This window comes from Salinifilum aidingensis (assembly GCF_054782015.1).
The window spans coordinates 239,283-254,162 of sequence record NZ_BAAGTH010000001.1 but is presented as its reverse complement, the minus strand read 5'-3'; the positions used below and the strand labels follow the sequence as shown (position 1 = coordinate 254,162).

Annotated in this window: 13 protein-coding genes; 8 read left to right on the top strand and 5 right to left on the bottom strand. The window is 72.7% G+C overall.

All coding sequences use genetic code 11. From position 1 onward, the window contains the following. Nucleotides 1–293 precede the first annotated feature (293 nt). A complete protein-coding gene (yidC, locus tag ACYVJE_RS01195; RefSeq protein ID WP_461142865.1) occupies nt 294–1,412 on the top strand; it encodes a membrane protein insertase YidC in 1,119 nt (372 codons plus the stop codon). Nucleotides 1,413–1,673: 261 nt separating this feature from the next. After that, a complete protein-coding gene (locus tag ACYVJE_RS01190; RefSeq protein ID WP_461142864.1) occupies nt 1,674–2,483 on the top strand; it encodes a Bax inhibitor-1/YccA family protein in 810 nt (269 codons plus the stop codon). A gap of 214 nt (nt 2,484–2,697) precedes the next feature. Here ACYVJE_RS01190 and ACYVJE_RS01185 read toward each other — a convergent pair whose 3' ends face one another. Together ACYVJE_RS01185 and ACYVJE_RS01180 are read right to left on the bottom strand one after the other, a co-directional pair. After that, on the bottom strand, nt 2,698–3,918 hold the full coding sequence (locus ACYVJE_RS01185) for an acetyl-CoA C-acetyltransferase (protein ID WP_461142863.1): 1,221 nt from the start codon (nt 3,916–3,918) through the stop codon (nt 2,698–2,700). Between the two features lie 166 nt (nt 3,919–4,084). Then, complete coding sequence (locus ACYVJE_RS01180) at nt 4,085–5,017, bottom strand: SGNH/GDSL hydrolase family protein (RefSeq protein ID WP_461142862.1); 933 nt, start codon at nt 5,015–5,017, stop codon at nt 4,085–4,087. 283 nt (nt 5,018–5,300) lie between these two features. Between ACYVJE_RS01180 and ACYVJE_RS01175 the strand changes: the two genes are divergently transcribed. The 4 genes from ACYVJE_RS01175 (at nt 5,301) to ilvA (ending at nt 10,872) form a co-directional block, all read left to right on the top strand. After that, nucleotides 5,301–6,668, top strand: a complete 1,368-nt coding sequence (locus ACYVJE_RS01175) for a cystathionine beta-synthase (RefSeq protein ID WP_461142861.1) — start codon at nt 5,301–5,303, stop codon at nt 6,666–6,668. 99 nt (nt 6,669–6,767) lie between these two features. Then, on the top strand, nt 6,768–8,000 hold the full coding sequence (locus tag ACYVJE_RS01170) for a hypothetical protein (protein ID WP_461142860.1): 1,233 nt from the start codon (nt 6,768–6,770) through the stop codon (nt 7,998–8,000). A 477-nt stretch (nt 8,001–8,477) separates the two neighbouring features. Beyond that, complete coding sequence (locus tag ACYVJE_RS01165) at nt 8,478–9,617, top strand: cystathionine gamma-synthase (protein ID WP_461142859.1); 1,140 nt, start codon at nt 8,478–8,480, stop codon at nt 9,615–9,617. A 43-nt stretch (nt 9,618–9,660) separates the two neighbouring features. Next, nucleotides 9,661–10,872 (top strand): threonine ammonia-lyase, encoded by a 1,212-nt coding sequence (ilvA, locus tag ACYVJE_RS01160; RefSeq protein ID WP_461142858.1) that lies wholly within the window; start codon nt 9,661–9,663, stop codon nt 10,870–10,872. A 166-nt stretch (nt 10,873–11,038) separates the two neighbouring features. On the opposite strand, the gene greA is transcribed toward ilvA, so the two are convergent. Then, complete coding sequence (greA, locus tag ACYVJE_RS01155) at nt 11,039–11,527, bottom strand: transcription elongation factor GreA (protein ID WP_459158382.1); 489 nt, start codon at nt 11,525–11,527, stop codon at nt 11,039–11,041. Between the two features lie 197 nt (nt 11,528–11,724). After that, on the bottom strand, nt 11,725–12,162 hold the full coding sequence (locus tag ACYVJE_RS01150) for a DUF4307 domain-containing protein (RefSeq protein WP_461142857.1): 438 nt from the start codon (nt 12,160–12,162) through the stop codon (nt 11,725–11,727). 191 nt (nt 12,163–12,353) lie between these two features. Between ACYVJE_RS01150 and mca the strand changes: the two genes are divergently transcribed. Together mca and ACYVJE_RS01140 are read left to right on the top strand one after the other, a co-directional pair. Then, on the top strand, nt 12,354–13,235 hold the full coding sequence (gene mca, locus ACYVJE_RS01145) for a mycothiol conjugate amidase Mca (protein ID WP_461142856.1): 882 nt from the start codon (nt 12,354–12,356) through the stop codon (nt 13,233–13,235). Then, complete coding sequence (locus ACYVJE_RS01140) at nt 13,232–13,603, top strand: hypothetical protein (protein WP_461142855.1); 372 nt, start codon at nt 13,232–13,234, stop codon at nt 13,601–13,603. The genes mca and ACYVJE_RS01140 overlap by 4 nt, the downstream gene beginning before the upstream one ends. A 180-nt stretch (nt 13,604–13,783) precedes the next feature. Here ACYVJE_RS01140 and ACYVJE_RS01135 read toward each other — a convergent pair whose 3' ends face one another. After that, on the bottom strand, nt 13,784–14,806 hold the full coding sequence (locus ACYVJE_RS01135; RefSeq protein WP_461143144.1) for an NAD(P)-dependent alcohol dehydrogenase: 1,023 nt from the start codon (nt 14,804–14,806) through the stop codon (nt 13,784–13,786). Between the last annotated feature and the right edge of the window lie 74 nt (nt 14,807–14,880).

The window sequence follows — 14,880 nt, the reverse complement described above, 5'->3', positions numbered from 1 at the left end:
GCGGCACCGCTGAACCCGCCCGGCCGGGTTCCACCCCCTGGTCGGGTCCGCCGGGCGGTGCGGCCGCCGGCCGCGCACCAGGGAGGCCGCAACAGGCCGAACCGGCCGCGGGCGGATCCCGGAAGCAGTCCCGATCCCTCCGGTGAGCGGCGCGCTGCGCTGCGACGGCGGCCGCCGGGGGGTGCGGGTTCCCCGGCGGCCGCATGGCACCCTGGTGTGGTTGGCCCCTGTGGGGCGCGGCCGAGCGGGCGCGCCCGCTGCGGGCGCGTTCCAGGCGCGACCGGGAGTAACGAGTGGCGGATTTCTTCGGCTTCATCCTGTACCCGGTGTCGTTCATCCTGTGGGTGTGGCACCAGGTCTTCGGCTTCGTCCTCGGGCCGGACAACGGCTTCGCGTGGGCGCTGTCGGTGTTCTTCCTGGTCTTCACGCTGCGTGTGCTGCTGCTGAAGCCGGCTCTGAGCCAGATGCGCTCCGCGCGCAAGATGCAGAAGTTCGCGCCGCAGATCCAGAAGATCAAGGACAAGTACAAGAACGACCGGCAGCGGCAAGCGCAGGAGATGCAGAAGCTGCAGTCCGAGCACGGGGTGAACCCGCTCGGCGGCTGCCTGCCGGTGCTGGTGCAGCTCCCGGTCTTCCTGAGCCTGTTCCACGTGCTGCGGAGCTTCAAGCCGGGCGCGGACAGCAACTTCTTCTTCGACCGCTCCGGCGTCGAGTCGTTCATCAACGCGCACATCTTCGGCGCGAAGCTCTCCAACGCGATCACCCAGCCGCAGGCCGTGCTGGAGGACTTCGGCACCGACCGGATGTCGATGATCGTCGTCGGCGTGCCGCTGATGCTCGTGGCCTCGGTGGCGACGTACTTCACGATGCGCATGTCCATGCGCCGGCAGACCGAGATGTCCATGGCGAACCCGCAGACGGCGGCCATGGGCAAGATCATGATGTACGTCGCCCCGATCGGCGCGCTGATCTCCGGCTGGATCCTGCCCATCGCGGTGCTGCTGTACTGGCTGGCCAACAACGTCTGGACCCTGGGCCAGCAGCACTTCCTCACCAACAAGGTGGATCGCGAGCAGGAGCGCGAGAAGGAGAAGGAGAAGGCCAAGGAGGAGGAGCGCAAGCAGAACATCTCCCGTCCGAAGCCGGGGCAGAAGCCGGTGCGCTCCAAGTCCTCCGAGAACGGCGCGAGCGGCGCGGACGACGCGGCGGACGACTCCGGCGAGCGGGCCGAGCCGACCGCCGCGGGGACGCAGAACGGACAGGCCAAGGCGAAGACCAACGGGCAGCCGGACCAGTCGAGCCCGGGCAAGTCGCAGGGCCAGGGCGCCCACTCGGGCAAGAAGAAGGCGCAGCCGAAGAAGCGCCCCGGCAAGCAGGCCGCCAGCGCCAAGAAGGGCAAGAAGCGGCGATAGCGCACCGACCTCCGGTGCTCGATCCGCGGCCGGTGGAGGACGCGGTGCGCTCCTCGTCCCGTGCGGCCCGCGCCGGCGCGGAACCGGCCGATGCGGAACCGGACCCGTGCAGAACCGGGCCGGCGGACCTCCGCGCGGGCCCGGCGTCGCTTGATCACCGGCCCCGTCGCGTAGGGTCTGATTTGTCCTGCCGGGAACTGATCGGGGCACCTGTTCGTTGTTCCGCCGAAGACGGCGCGCACGCACCCTCAGGAGGATGAGTTGCGCACAAGCAGCAACCCCGCGTTCAAGAACCTGCCTGCGCACAGCGGCGGGGGATACGCGAGTTTCAACTACGGCCAGGCGCAGCCGGGTGGTCACGGCGCGCCGTCGGGGCAGGCGCCGACCGCGCCGCCGCAGTCGACGCGGCCGATGACCATCGACGACGTGGTCACCAAGACGGCGATCACGTTGGCGATCGCGGTGATCACGGGCACGATCACCTACACCTTCGGGCAGCCGGCGGTGGCCCTGGCGCTGCCGGCGGCGATCGTGGGCTTCGTGCTCTCGCTGGTGATCATCTTCACCAAGAAGATCCGCCCCGCCCTGGTGGTCGCCTACGCCGCGGTGGAGGGCGTGTTCCTCGGCGGCATCAGCTACCTGTTCGCGAACCTCATCGCGGGCAACCCGGGCATCATCCTGCAGGCCATCGCGGGGACGGTCGGCGTCTTCGCCGGCATGCTCGTCGTCTACAAGACCGGCGCGATCCGCGTCACGCCGAAGCTGACGAAGTTCATCATCGGCGGCATCGCCGGCGTGGCCGCGCTGATGCTGGTCAATCTGATCGCGAGCTTCTTCATCTCGGGCGGGCTGGGCCTGCGCGACGGCGGTCCGCTGGCGATCGGCTTCAGCCTGCTGTGCATCGGGCTGGCGGCGTTCAGCTTCCTGCTCGACTTCGACCAGGCCGACCGGGCCATCAAGGAGGGCGTGGACGCCAAGGTGTCCTGGTACATCGCCTTCGGCCTGATGGTCACCCTGGTCTGGCTCTACATCGAGATCCTGCGCCTGCTCAGCTACTTCCAGAGCGAATAGGGAGTCCGCGGACCGGCGGCGCAGCGGGCCCGGTGCGGGCCGAGCGCGCGACCGCCGATCCGCGCGGCCGGTGAGCGCGGGGAGTCCTGCGCGGCGGGGGCGGCTCGCGAGCCGCCCCCGCCTTCTCGTGCGAGCCCCTCGAACGACCGCGGGACGTCGCTGCGGCAGCGGCGCCCCGGTTCGCGCGGGCCCGGCCGGCGGCCGGGGAGCGGACTCAGCTGAGCCGCTCGACGATCATCGCCATGCCCTGGCCGCCGCCGACGCACATCGTCTCCAGCCCGTAGCGCTGGTCGTGCCAGTCCAGCGAGTTCAGCAGCGTGCCGGTGATGCGCGCGCCGGTCATGCCGAAGGGGTGGCCCACGGCGATGGCGCCGCCGTTGACGTTGAGCTTCTCCAGCGGGATGCCCAGCTGCTGGTAGGACGGGATGACCTGGGCGGCGAAGGCCTCGTTGATCTCCACCAGGTCGATGTCGTCGATGCTCATCCCGGCGCGCCGCAGCGCTTGGCGGGAGGCGTCGACCGGGCCGAGCCCCATGATCTCCGGGGACAGCGCGGACACGCCGGTGGAGACGATGCGGGCCAGCGGGGTCAGCCCGAGTTCCGCGGCCTTCGTGTCGCTCATGACGACCACGGCCGCGGCGCCGTCGTTGAGCGGGCAGGCGTTGCCCGCGGTGATCCGGCCGTCGGGGCGGAAGACCGGCTTCAGCTCCGCGACGGACTCCTTGGTCACGCCCGAGCGCGGGCCGTCGTCGCTGTCGACGACCTGGCCGGAGGGCGTGGTGATCGGGGTGATCTCGCGGGACCAGAACCCGTCGGCGATGGCCTTCTCCGCCAGGTTCTGCGAGCGCACCCCGAACTCGTCCATCTCGTCGCGGGTGACGCCCTCCCGCCGCGCGAGGTTCTCGGCCGTCTGCCCCATGGGGATGTAGACGTCGGGCAGCAGGCCCTCCTCGCGCGGGTCGGTCCACGTGTCGGCGCCCTGCTCGCCGGTGCGCGCGGTGCGCTCCTGCGCGGGGGTGAACTCGGGGTTCTGGGTGTTCTCCAGCGAGTCCGAGTTGCCCTTCGCGAAGCGGGAGACCATCTCCACGCCGGCGCTGATGAACACGTCGCCCTCGCCGGCCTTGATGGCGTGCATCGCCATCCGCGTGGTCTGCAGGCTGGAGGAGCAGTAGCGGGTGATCGTGGTGCCGGGCAGGTGGTCGTGGCCCATGAGCACGGCGACCACGCGGGCCATGTTGAAGCCCTGCTCGCCGCCGGGCAGACCGCAGCCGAGCATCAGGTCGTCGATCTCGGCCGGGTCGAGCTGCGGCACCTCCTCCAGCGCCGCGCGCACGACCTGCGCGGTCAGGTCGTCCGGTCGGGAGTCGGCCAGCGAGCCCTTCTTGGCGCGGCCGATCGGGGAGCGGGCGGTGGCGACGATGACTGGCTCTGGCATGACGGCTCCTCGGGACTGGCGACCTGCTGGTCGGTCGTGTTGACGTGACGCCGTCATCCTGACGGCGGGACGCCTCCGCGGACAATACGCAGACCGACCATTCGGTACGCCTGTGATCCGCGTCGCGGGACGGAAGCGCGCGGCGGTGCGCGGCCGGGTCCCGGGCTCAGCCCAGCTCGTTCCCCTCGGCGCGGTGCAGCCGCCAGTTCAGCCGGCGCACGATGCGGCGGGTGGGACGGCGCGCTTCGGCGGCGGTCGACCGCGTCGGAGCGGGGGGCAGCGGCCCGCCGTCCCAGGCGCCCAGGGCGGCGCTCAGCGCGGGCAGCAGCACCGTCGTGGCGGCCTCGTAGCCGGCCGCGGAGGGGTGGAACCGGTCGGGGCTGAAGAACTCGCCGGGGCGGGTGAGGAACTCCGGCGAGAGCAGGTCCGCCAGCGGCACCGCGTACCCGCCGGCGGCCTCCACCTCCCGCCGCTGGGACTGCGCCAGCGCCAAGCTCCACCGGCTGGCCACGGCGCGCAGCGGTTGCGGGATCGGGCGGATCGCGCCGAGGTCCGGGCAGGTGCCCGCCACCACCGGGACGCCGTCGGCCCGGAAGGAGCGCACCGCATCGCCCAGCAGGCGCCCGGAGGACGCGATCGGCAGCCGCGAGGTGACGTCGTTGGCGCCGACGATGATCAGCACCAGCTCGGGCTCCTCGGTGCGGGCCGCCGTCACCTGCCGGGCCAGCCCCTGCGAGGTGGTGCCGACGATCGCGTGCGTGGTCAGCGCGACGGGGCGGTCCAGCTCTTCGGCCAGCTCGCGGGCGATGAGCACCCCGGGCAGCTCCGCGGGGGTGGTCACGCCGAGCCCCGCGGCCGAGGAGTCCCCCAGCACGGCCAGCGCCAGCGGTTCGGGGGACCCCGCCGGGGGTTCGTCCCGGCCGCGGTCCCGCCGCGGGTGGTACACGCCGTCGGCGCGCAGCGGGGCGTCGCCGGGCAGTCCGATCACGCGCCGGGCGTGCCGGGACTGGCCGTTGAGCAGGCCGTAGGCCGCACCGGACAGCCCACCGGCCGCCCCCGCGGCCAGGAGCGCGAGCCGCAGTGCCTTCGCCGCGAGCAATGTCGCCCTCCTTCGCGTGTCGCGCCGCCCGTCCGCTCGGCGACCGGGCGCGGGGCGGGCACGATCGGCGTCCGGGGTGCTCGGAAGCGCCCCGGTGTGTCGTGCCCGATGCTGCGCCGGTTCGCCGGCGAGGTCAGATTAGGCTCGACGGCGTCGGTCGGCGAGCAGGACCGTTCCCACCGGGTACCAGCGTCCGGTCCCGCCCGGCCACGCGCCGTGCCGCCCGTGGCGGACGGCACGGCGCTGCGTTCGACAACCCAGTTCCAGCACCGAGGGACCCAACGTGGAATACGCCGAGCATGTCATCGATCTGGTGGGCAACACCCCGCTCGTCCGGCTGGACGCCGTGGCGAGCTCGTCGACGCCGGTCCTGGCCAAGGTCGAGTACCTCAACCCCGGCGGCAGCGTGAAGGACCGCATCGCGCTCGGCATGGTCGAAGCCGCGGAGCGCTCGGGAGCGCTGCGGCCGGGAGGCACGATCGTCGAACCGACCTCCGGCAACACCGGCGTCGGCCTGGCGATGATCGCCCAGCGCAAGGGCTACCGCTGCGTGTTCGTCTGCCCCGACAAGGTCAGCCAGGACAAGCGCGACGTGCTGCGGGCCTACGGCGCGGAAGTGGTCGTGTGCCCGACGGCGGTGCCGCCGGACCACCCGGACTCCTACTACCAGGTCTCCGACCGGATGGTCGCGGAGATCGAGGGGGCGTGGAAGCCGGACCAGTACGCGAACGCGGCCAACCCCGAGGCGCACTACCAGTCGACCGGCCCCGAGGTCTGGGCGCAGACCGGGGGGCGCATCACCCACTTCGTCGCGGGCATCGGCACCGGCGGCACGATCTCCGGGGTGGGCCGCTACCTCAAGGAGGTCTCCGACGGGCGCGTGCGCGTCGTCGGGGCCGACCCGGAGGGCTCGGTCTACTCCGGCGGGAAGGGCCGGCCGTACCTCGTCGAAGGCGTCGGCGAGGACTTCTGGCCGGAGACCTACGACCGGGAGATCTGCGACGAGATCGTGTCGGTCTCCGACGCCGACTCGTTCCACATGACCCGGCAGCTGGCGCACTCGGAAGCGCTGCTCGTCGGCGGGTCGAGCGGCATGGCCGCGGTCGCCGCGCTGCGGGTGGCGGAGAACGCCGACCCGGACGACGTGGTGGTCGTGCTCCTGCCCGACGGCGGGCGCGGTTACCTCACCAAGGTCTTCAACGACTCGTGGATGGCCTCCTACGGCTTCCTCCCGCCGGACCACTCGGGCGGTTCGGTCGCCGATGTGCTGCGCCGCAAGGACGGGACGATGCCCGAGCTGGTGCACGTGCACCCGAACGAGACGGTGGCCGACGCGGTCGCCATCCTGCGCGAGTTCGGGGTGTCCCAGATGCCCGTGGTCAACGCGGAACCGCCGATCATGGCCGCCGAGGTGGCGGGGTCGATCGTGGAGAGCGACCTGCTGGACGCCCTGTTCGCCGGGCGGGCGCACCTCGCCGACCGGGTCGAGGAGCACATGTCACCGCCGCTGCCCAGCATCGGCGCCGGGGAGCAGATCAGCGCGGCGCTGAGTTCGATGGCCCGCGCCGACGGCGTGCTCGTGCTCGTCGACGGCAAGCCCACCGGGGTGGTCACCCGCCAGGACGTGCTCGGGTTCGTCGCAGGCGGTTGACGAGTTGCGGCGGACAGGCACGGCCGTTACCGGCGATCCGTTAATGTAGGCCGCGCACGACGAGCTTTCATGCCTTACGAGGGGGTTAGGAGAAACCCGATGAGCGCTCCGCAGCCGCCGGACGGCGGCCAGCAGGAACAGCCTCCCCAGGACCCTGGTGCTCAGGAGCAGGCCGGCGACTCGACGCAGGTCGTCAACCCGGCCCAGGCCGCGCAGGCGGCCCAGGCGGCGCAGGCCGCGCAGCAGGGGCAGTCGGCGGGCGACTCCACGCAGGTCGTCTCGCCGATGCAGCAGTCCGGGCAGCAGAACCCGGGCGGGGGTGATTCCACATCGGTGGTGCCGCCGTCGATGCAGCCGCCGCAGCCCATGTACCAGCAGCCGGGCACGCAGAGCCAACCCGGTGGTTTCCCCGCGCAGCCGGGTGGCCCCGGCAGCCAGCCGGGGGGCTTCCCGGCGCAGCAGCCGGGCCAGCCGCAGCAGGGTTTCCAGCAGCCCGGCCAGCCCCAGCCCGGCCAGCCGCAGCAGGGCTTCGGCCAGCCCCAGCCCGGCCAGCCGCAGCAGGGTTACGGCCAGCAGGCGCCGTACGGCCAGCAGGCGCCGTACGGCCAGCCCGCCGGTGCGTACGGAGCGGGGCAGCAGGGCGGTTCCTCCGGCACGATGCTGCAGGTCGCCATGTGGGTCACGATCGGCATCTCCGCCGTCGCAGCTCTGTTCTCGCTGATCAACGGCATCCGCGCGATGACGACGGGCTACGGCGCTGCGGTGGTGGGCGGCGTCATCGGGATCCTCCTCGGCTTGGCCATGGCCGGTCTCCTGGCCTGGTGCGCGTGGAACGCCGGGCAGGGGAAGAACTGGGGCCGCATCGTGATCACCGTCTTCGGTGGTCTCAGCCTCCTGGGTGGCCTCGTCAACCTCTTCATGGTGCCCCTGTCGGGGATCTTCGGGCTCCTCTTCGGCGCGGCGCTGCTCGTGCTCTGGTGGCTGCCGGACACCTCGAAGGCCATGCAGGCCAAGGCGGCCGCCGGTCAAGGCGGGATGCAGGCGCCGTTCGGGCAGCCCCAGCAGGGCGGTTTCCCCGGCCAGCAGCCGCAGTACGGCCAGCAGGGCTACGGCCCGCAGGGGCAGCAGCCGCCGCCGTACGGTCAGCCCCAGCCCGGACAGCCCCAGCCCGGTCAGCCGCAGCAGGGCGGTTTCCCCGGCCAGCAGCCGCAGTACGGCCAGCAGCCGTACGGGCAGCCCCAGCCCGGCCAGCAGCCCCCGCAGTACGGCCAGGGCTACGGCCAGCCGCCGCAGCAGGGCGGTTTCCCCGGTCAGCAGCCCCCGCAGTGGTGAGCACAGCACTGGTGAGCCCCCTGAGAGAGTCCGCGGATTGGCTGTTGAGGGCGGGGGATGGGGGTAGCTGGGAGGAACCTCCGGCGGCACCTCGCTCCGGGATCCCCGACATCGGGTAGCCACCTACTCCCAGCTGCCCCCGACCACCCTCCCCGGACAGCGGACGGGAGCAGCATCGTCGGGGCTGTCCTCGCGAGGCGGCGCCGGAGAACCCGCGGCGGGGCGCTCTGCGTACGTGGCGATGAAGCGGCTGCCGCTTGCCTGACGGGCCGGTGCGGTCGAGCACATGGCCACCAATCCGCGCGGTCCCTGAGGTGAGCCCGGCGCCACCTGCGTGATCGCGACGGTCCCCGCGCCCCGCCGGGTGCGGGGACCGTTTCCCGGGTCTCCCGCCGGCGGCGTTCCCGGCGCGCGCCGGCGCCGGCACACCGCGTCCCGCGCGGGCGCGACCGTCGGCCCGCGTTAGGCTGTGCGGCCATGAGCGACGGCTTCGCCACGCGCGCGATCCACGCGGGACAGGACGCCGACCCCTCGACCGGTTCGGTGATCCCCCCGATCCACGCCACGTCCACCTACGCGCAGGACGGCGTCGGGGGCCAGCGGGCAGGGTACGAGTACTCCCGCACCGGCAATCCCACGCGCACCGCGCTGGAGGAGTGCCTCGCCGCGCTGGAGGGCGGCGCCCGCGGCCGCGCGTTCGCCTCCGGCATGGCCGCCACGGACGCGGTGCTGCGGGCACTGCTGCGTCCCGGCGGCCACATGGTCATCCCGGACGACGCCTACGGCGGCACGTTCCGCCTGGTCGACAAGGTCCTCACGGACTGGGGGGTGCAGTACACCCCGGTGCCGGTGTCCGATCCGGCCGCGGTGCGCCAGGCGATCCGCCCGGAGACCGCGGTGGTCTGGATCGAGACGCCGACGAACCCGCTGCTGACGATCGCCGACATCGCCGCGGTCGCGGAGGTGGCCCACCAGGCGGGGGCCACGCTGGTCGTGGACAACACGTTCGCCTCGCCCTACCTGCAGCAGCCGCTGGAGCTCGGCGCGGACGTGGTCGTGCACTCCACCACGAAGTACCTCGGCGGCCACTCGGACGTGGTCGGTGGTGCGGTGGTGACCTCCGACGAGGAGCTCGCGGAGAAGCTGGCGTTCCTGCAGAACAGCGCCGGGGCGGTGCCGGGGCCGTTCGACGCGTGGCTGACGCTGCGCGGCGCGCGCACGCTGGCCGTGCGGATGCGCCAGCACAGCACCAACGCCGAGCGCGTCGTCGAGGCCCTGCGCGGCCACCCGAAGGTGCGCCGCGTGTTCTACCCGGGGCTGGCCGAACACCCCGGCCACGACGTCGCCGCGCAGCAGATGGCGGCCTTCGGCGGGATGGTCTCGTTCACCCACGTCGACGGCGAGGACGGCGCGCTCGGCGTGTGCGCGCGCACGCGCCTGTTCACGCTGGCCGAATCGCTCGGCGGGGTCGAGTCGCTCATCGAGCACCCGGGCGAGATGACGCACGCCAGCACCACCGGGTCGATGCTGCAGGTGCCGGAGAACCTGGTGCGGTTGTCGGTCGGTATCGAAGAGCCCGCGGACCTCGTCTCCGACCTGCTGCAGGCGCTCGGCTGACCGCGCTGCACGCCGGTGCCGGCGCGGTGGCAGGATTGCCCGCATGGTGCTGGTCGACGCGGAACGGATACGGCAGGCGGCGCAGCAGCTCGGGCAGGTGGTTCGGGAAACGCCGCTGACCCACTCGCGCGTGCTCGGCCGCTCACGCGGTGGCGAGGTCTTCCTCAAGTGCGAGAACCTACAGCGCACCGGCTCGTTCAAGATTCGCGGCGCGTACGTGCGGCTCGCGGGGCTCACGGCGGAGCAGCGCGACGCCGGGGTCGTGGCGGCCAGCGCCGGCAACCACGCCCAAGGCGTGGCGCTGGCGGCCTCGCTGCTGGGAATTCACTCGACGGTGTTCATGCCCGAGCGGGCGCCGCTGCCGAAGCTCGCGGCCACCCAGTCCTACGGGGCCGACGTGCGGTCGCACGGTGCGACGCTGGGCGAGACGTTCACCGCCGCCCGTGAGTTCGCCGAGCGCACCGGGGCCACGTTCATCCACCCCTTCGATCACCCGGACGTGATCGCCGGGCAGGGCACCGTGGGCCGCGAGATCCTGGCGCAGCTGCCCGAGGTGCGCAGCGTCCTCGTACCCACCGGCGGGGGCGGGATGCTCTCCGGGATCGCCGCGGCGATCAAGGCCGAGCGGCCCGAGGTGCGCGTCATCGGGGTGCAGGCGGCGCAGGCGGCGGCGTGGCCGCCGTCGCTGGCGGCCGGCTCGCCGGTGCGGCTGGAGACCACCCGCACCATGGCCGACGGCATCGCCGTGGCCGAACCGGGTGCGGAAACCTACGCGCACGTCTCGGAACTGGTCGACGACGTGCTCACCGTCGGCGAGGAAACGCTGTCGCAGGCGCTGCTGCTGTGCCTCGAGCGCGCCAAGCTCGTGGTCGAACCGGCCGGGGTGGCCGCAGCCGGCGCGGTGCTGGAGCACCCGGACCGGCTGCCCGCGCCGACCGTGGCCGTGCTCTCCGGCGGCAACATCGACCCGCTGTTCCTGCTGCAGGTCATCCGGCACGGCATGGCCGCGGCCGGGCGGTACCTGTCGCTGCGCGTGCGGTTGCCCGACGAACCCGGCGCGCTGGCCGGTCTGCTCACCCGGTTCGGCTCCTGGCAGGCCAACGTGCTCGACATCGAGCACTCCCGCGTCAGCGGCGCGTTGGAGCTCGGCGAGGTCGACGTGGAGATCAGCCTGGAAACGCGCGGCCCGCAGCACCGCGAGCACGTGGTGAGCAGCCTGGAGAGCGCCGGGTACGCGGTCATCGCGCGGCGGTGATCCCGACCGGGCGGCGCTGGGCCGCCGGGAGGCGCTGGGCCCCGGTGCAGAAACGTCCCCGGCGCAGCGTTGTGCCGGGGACCACCGGACCGCGCTCGTGGCGGCGGGGAGCGACGACGGCGGGCGCCTCCGGCTCCGGAGGCGCCCGCTGCGCGCGAGCGATCGTTCAGCCGGTGAACGGCTCCGCCTTGACCAGCGTGACCTGCATCGTCCCGCCGTTGGGGAGCTCGTACTCGACCGTCTCGCCCTCCTTGGCGTCGATGAGCGCCTGCCCCAGCGGCGAGTTCGGCGAGTACACCTCGAGGTCGCCGTGCGCGCCCTCCTCGCGCGTGGCCAGCAGGAACGTCTCGGTCTCCGCGTCGTCCTCGAAGCGCACGGTCAGCACCGATCCGGGCTTGGCCACGCCCTGCTCGGTGGGGACATCGCCGACCTTGGCGGTGCGCAGCAGCTCCTGCAGTTGGCGGACCCGGCCCTCCAGCTGGGCCTGCTCCTCGCGGGCCGCGTGGTAGCCGCCGTTCTCCTTGAGATCGCCCTCTTCCCGCGCCTCGTTGATCTTCGCGGCGATCACAGGGCGGTTGGCCACGAGCTCGTCCAGCTCAGCCTTGAGCCGGTCGTAAGCATCCTGGGTCAGCCAGGTCACCTGGGTCTCGCTCACGGTCACCACTCCTCGTCGACGGAGGCTCCGCGTTTTCCGCGGGCCGACAACCCTTCCGCGCCCGGCGGTTCCTCAGGGCGGCCAGGAACGGAAAAACACGGCCCCCGCGTGGGGCCGTGCCTCTTCGGTCGACACTAGCACGACATCGCACGTCCAGGGATCGGATTTTCCGAACTCATGGCGTGCGGGAGCGGTCTTCACCCAATCGGCCGCTGCTGGGTGGACAAATATTCAGGAACGTTGTATGTGCAGCCGTACACCTCCCCGATGGTCGCTCGTGCGGAGGTGCGCAGCGTCGTGCCCTGCACGACCGCACCCTCCGCCGGGGGGACCACGATCTCCTTGCGGCCGACTTCCCGGCCGGATTCGGCCCGGGCCCGCACCACGCACTCCGCTCGGTCGGAGGGGTCGTCGCGCCGGACCTGGACGGTGACGTGCACGTGACCGTCGTCGCGGACGTCGAAGGCGACCTGCTCGGCCTCGATCGGTGCGTTGCCGAAGTTGCGGTAGGCGACGATCGACAGCACCAGCAGCACGACGAGGGCCGCCGCGGTGAGCAACCACCGCAGCACGGGGCGCGGCCGGCGTCGCGCGCGGGACCCGTACCGGTCCTCGCGAACCCCGGTCTCGCTCACGCGCTCCCCCTTCCCTGTCGTGCTGGTCGCGGCCGGTGCCGCGGGGAGGATCGGGGTTGCCGACGGATCGAACGACCCCGCGGGGAACAATAGGCCCCCGCCCCCGCGTTGAGTATCGCTGGGGTGCCCGCGGCCTTCGCGGCGGGGCCGTCTGTGCAGAGTGCTCACGAGCAGGAGGGGACAGCCGGGCGATGGCGGACAAGCTGCGTCTCATGACGGTGCACGCGCACCCGGACGACGAATCCAGCAAAGGTGCGGCGACGACCGCCCGCTACGTCAGTGACGGGCACGAGGTGATGGTCGTCACGTGTACCGGAGGGGAAGCCGGAAGCATCCTCAACGAGGCCATGGACCGGCCGGGTGTGCGGGAGGACCTCACCGACATCCGCCGCGAGGAGATGGCGGACGCGGCCAAGATCCTCGGAGTGCAGCACCGCTGGCTCGGCTACGTGGACTCCGGGCTGCCCGAGGGCGACCCGCCACCGCCGCTGCCGGAGGGGTGCTTCGCCACGCTGCCGCTGGAGGAGGAGACCCGGGAGCTGGTGCGCGTGGTGCGGGAGTTCCGCCCGCACGTGCTGATCACCTACGACGAGAAGGGCGGGTACCCGCATCCGGACCACATCCGGTGCCACGAGGTCTCGGTGGCCGCGTTCGACGCCGCCGGCGACCCGGACCGCTTCCCCGAGGTCGGGGAGCCGTGGCAGCCGCTGAAGCTGTACTACTCGCACGGGTTCTCCCGGCACCGCATGCAGCTGTTCCACGACGCGCTGGTGGAGCGCGGCATGCACTCCCCGTACGGTGAGTGGTTGAGCAAGTGGGACGAATCCCGCCCCGATCCGAACGAACGGGTGACCACGCGGGTGGAGTGCGCCGATCACTTCGAGGCGCGCGACGACGCGCTCCGCGCGCACGCCACGCAGATCGACCCGAGCAGCAGGTGGTTCGCGGTGCCGCTGGAGCTCCAGAAGGAGCTGTGGCCGCACGAGGACTACGAGCTGGTGCGCTCCCTGGTCGACACCACGGTGCCGGAGGAGGACCTGTTCGCGGGCGTGCGTGAGAAGGTGTGCACATGACGAGCCGGGAAGCGCTGACCTTCGTGGTGGCCCAGGCCCCGCAGCCGGACGACCCCGGCGGTCAGGGCGAGGACTTCGGCAAGTCCTCGCCGGTGGGCCTGCTGTTGCTGCTGGTGCTGCTGATCGGCGTGTGCCTGCTGGTGTGGTCGATGACCCGGCACCTGCGCAGGCTGCCGGAGCGCTTCGACCAGGAGAGGGCCGAGGCCGCCGCGCCCGCGCGGGCGCGGTCCGGTGCCACGACCGCGGCGGGCTCGGCGGACGGGAACGCCGACGGCGGCGATCCCGACGGCGGTGGTCCCGACGGCGGTGGTCCCGACGGCGGGGCAGCTGACGGGAGAGCGGGCGGCGCGAGCGGTTCCGCGGGCTGACCCGGCTGTGCGCTGACCCGTGCGGCCGGTCCGCACCGGGCACTGCGGGCCCGGCATCCGGGCGGACCGGGCACTGCGCGGGCTGCCCGCGGAACGTGCCGCCGTGCTGACCCCGCGCAGGGCCGGTGCCGAGCACCGGCCGGCCCGCACCGCTCAGCGCTCACCCGGTCGGCGGCGCGTTCAGCGGTCGGGGTGCACCACGGCCTTGATCGCGTCCTCGCGCCGACCGACCGTCAGCGCCTGCGGCACCGCGTCCAGCCCGAAGCGGTGCGTCACCAGGCGGTCCAGATCGACCTGCCCGCTGGCGGCCAGCGCGATCGCCGTCGGCCACGTGTTGGCGTAGCGGAACGTGCCGGTCAGCTCGATCTCGCGGGTCTGCACGTGGTCCAGCGGCAGCGGCAGCTCGCTGCCCCCCATGCCGACCAGCACGACGCGCCCGGCGCGGCCCACCGTGGTGATCGCCTCCGCGGCCGCCTTCGGCACGCCCGAGCACTCCAGCAGCACGTCCGGGGTGTAGCCGACCTCCGGCAGCGGGGTCTCGCTGACGTCGACGGTGCGGGTGGCGCCGAGCTCCTCGGCGACCGCCAGCCTGCTCGCCTGCACGTCGCTGACCACGATCTCCGCCGCGCCGAAGGCCCGCGCCGCCTGCACCGCGATCAACCCGATCGGCCCTGCCCCGGTGATGAGCACGCGCGCACCGGGGCTGACGCGGCCCTTGCGGTTGGCCCACACCGCCACGGACAGCGGTTCGAGCAGCCCGGACGCGTCGTCCGAGAGCGAGTCCGGCACGGCGTGGGCGAACTCCTCGTGGATCGCCACGTACTCGCAGAACGCCCCGTCCACCGGCGGCGTGGCGAAGAACCGCATCCGCGGGCACAGGTTGTAGCGGCCCAGCCGGCACTCGGCGCAGACGAAGCACGGCACGCCCGGTTCGAGCGCCACCCGCCGGCCCACCTCGTGCTGCTCGGCGCGCGCACCGCGGGCGACGACCACGCCCGCCGCTTCGTGGCCCAGGACCAGGGGTTCTTCGACGACGAACCCGCCGATCCGACCGTGTTCGTAGTAGTGCGCGTCCGAACCGCAGGTGCCGACCGACGTGATGCGCACGAGCACCTCGTGCTCCCCCGGCTGCGGGACGGGGCGTTGTTCGAGCGCGATGTCGTGCACCTCGCGGAGCACCGAAGCGCGCATCGTGCCGGGGATGTCCACGACTTCCTCCTCTTCGAGTCCCTCCTCGCGGTGGCCCGGCGGGCCGGGTCGCCCGCGGACCGGTGTCG

Excerpts from the sequence above, each read along its gene's own strand:
- ACYVJE_RS01185 (WP_461142863.1), bottom strand. The coding sequence starts at position 3,918 with ATGCCAGAGCCAGTCATCGTCGCCACCGCCCGCTCCCCGATCGGCCGC.
- ACYVJE_RS01170 (WP_461142860.1), top strand. The coding sequence starts at position 6,768 with ATGAGCGCTCCGCAGCCGCCGGACGGCGGCCAGCAGGAACAGCCTCCC.
- ACYVJE_RS01165 (WP_461142859.1), top strand. The coding sequence starts at position 8,478 with ATGAGCGACGGCTTCGCCACGCGCGCGATCCACGCGGGACAGGACGCC.
- ilvA (WP_461142858.1), top strand. The coding sequence starts at position 9,661 with ATGGTGCTGGTCGACGCGGAACGGATACGGCAGGCGGCGCAGCAGCTC.
- mca (WP_461142856.1), top strand. The coding sequence starts at position 12,354 with ATGGCGGACAAGCTGCGTCTCATGACGGTGCACGCGCACCCGGACGAC.
- ACYVJE_RS01140 (WP_461142855.1), top strand. The coding sequence starts at position 13,232 with ATGACGAGCCGGGAAGCGCTGACCTTCGTGGTGGCCCAGGCCCCGCAG.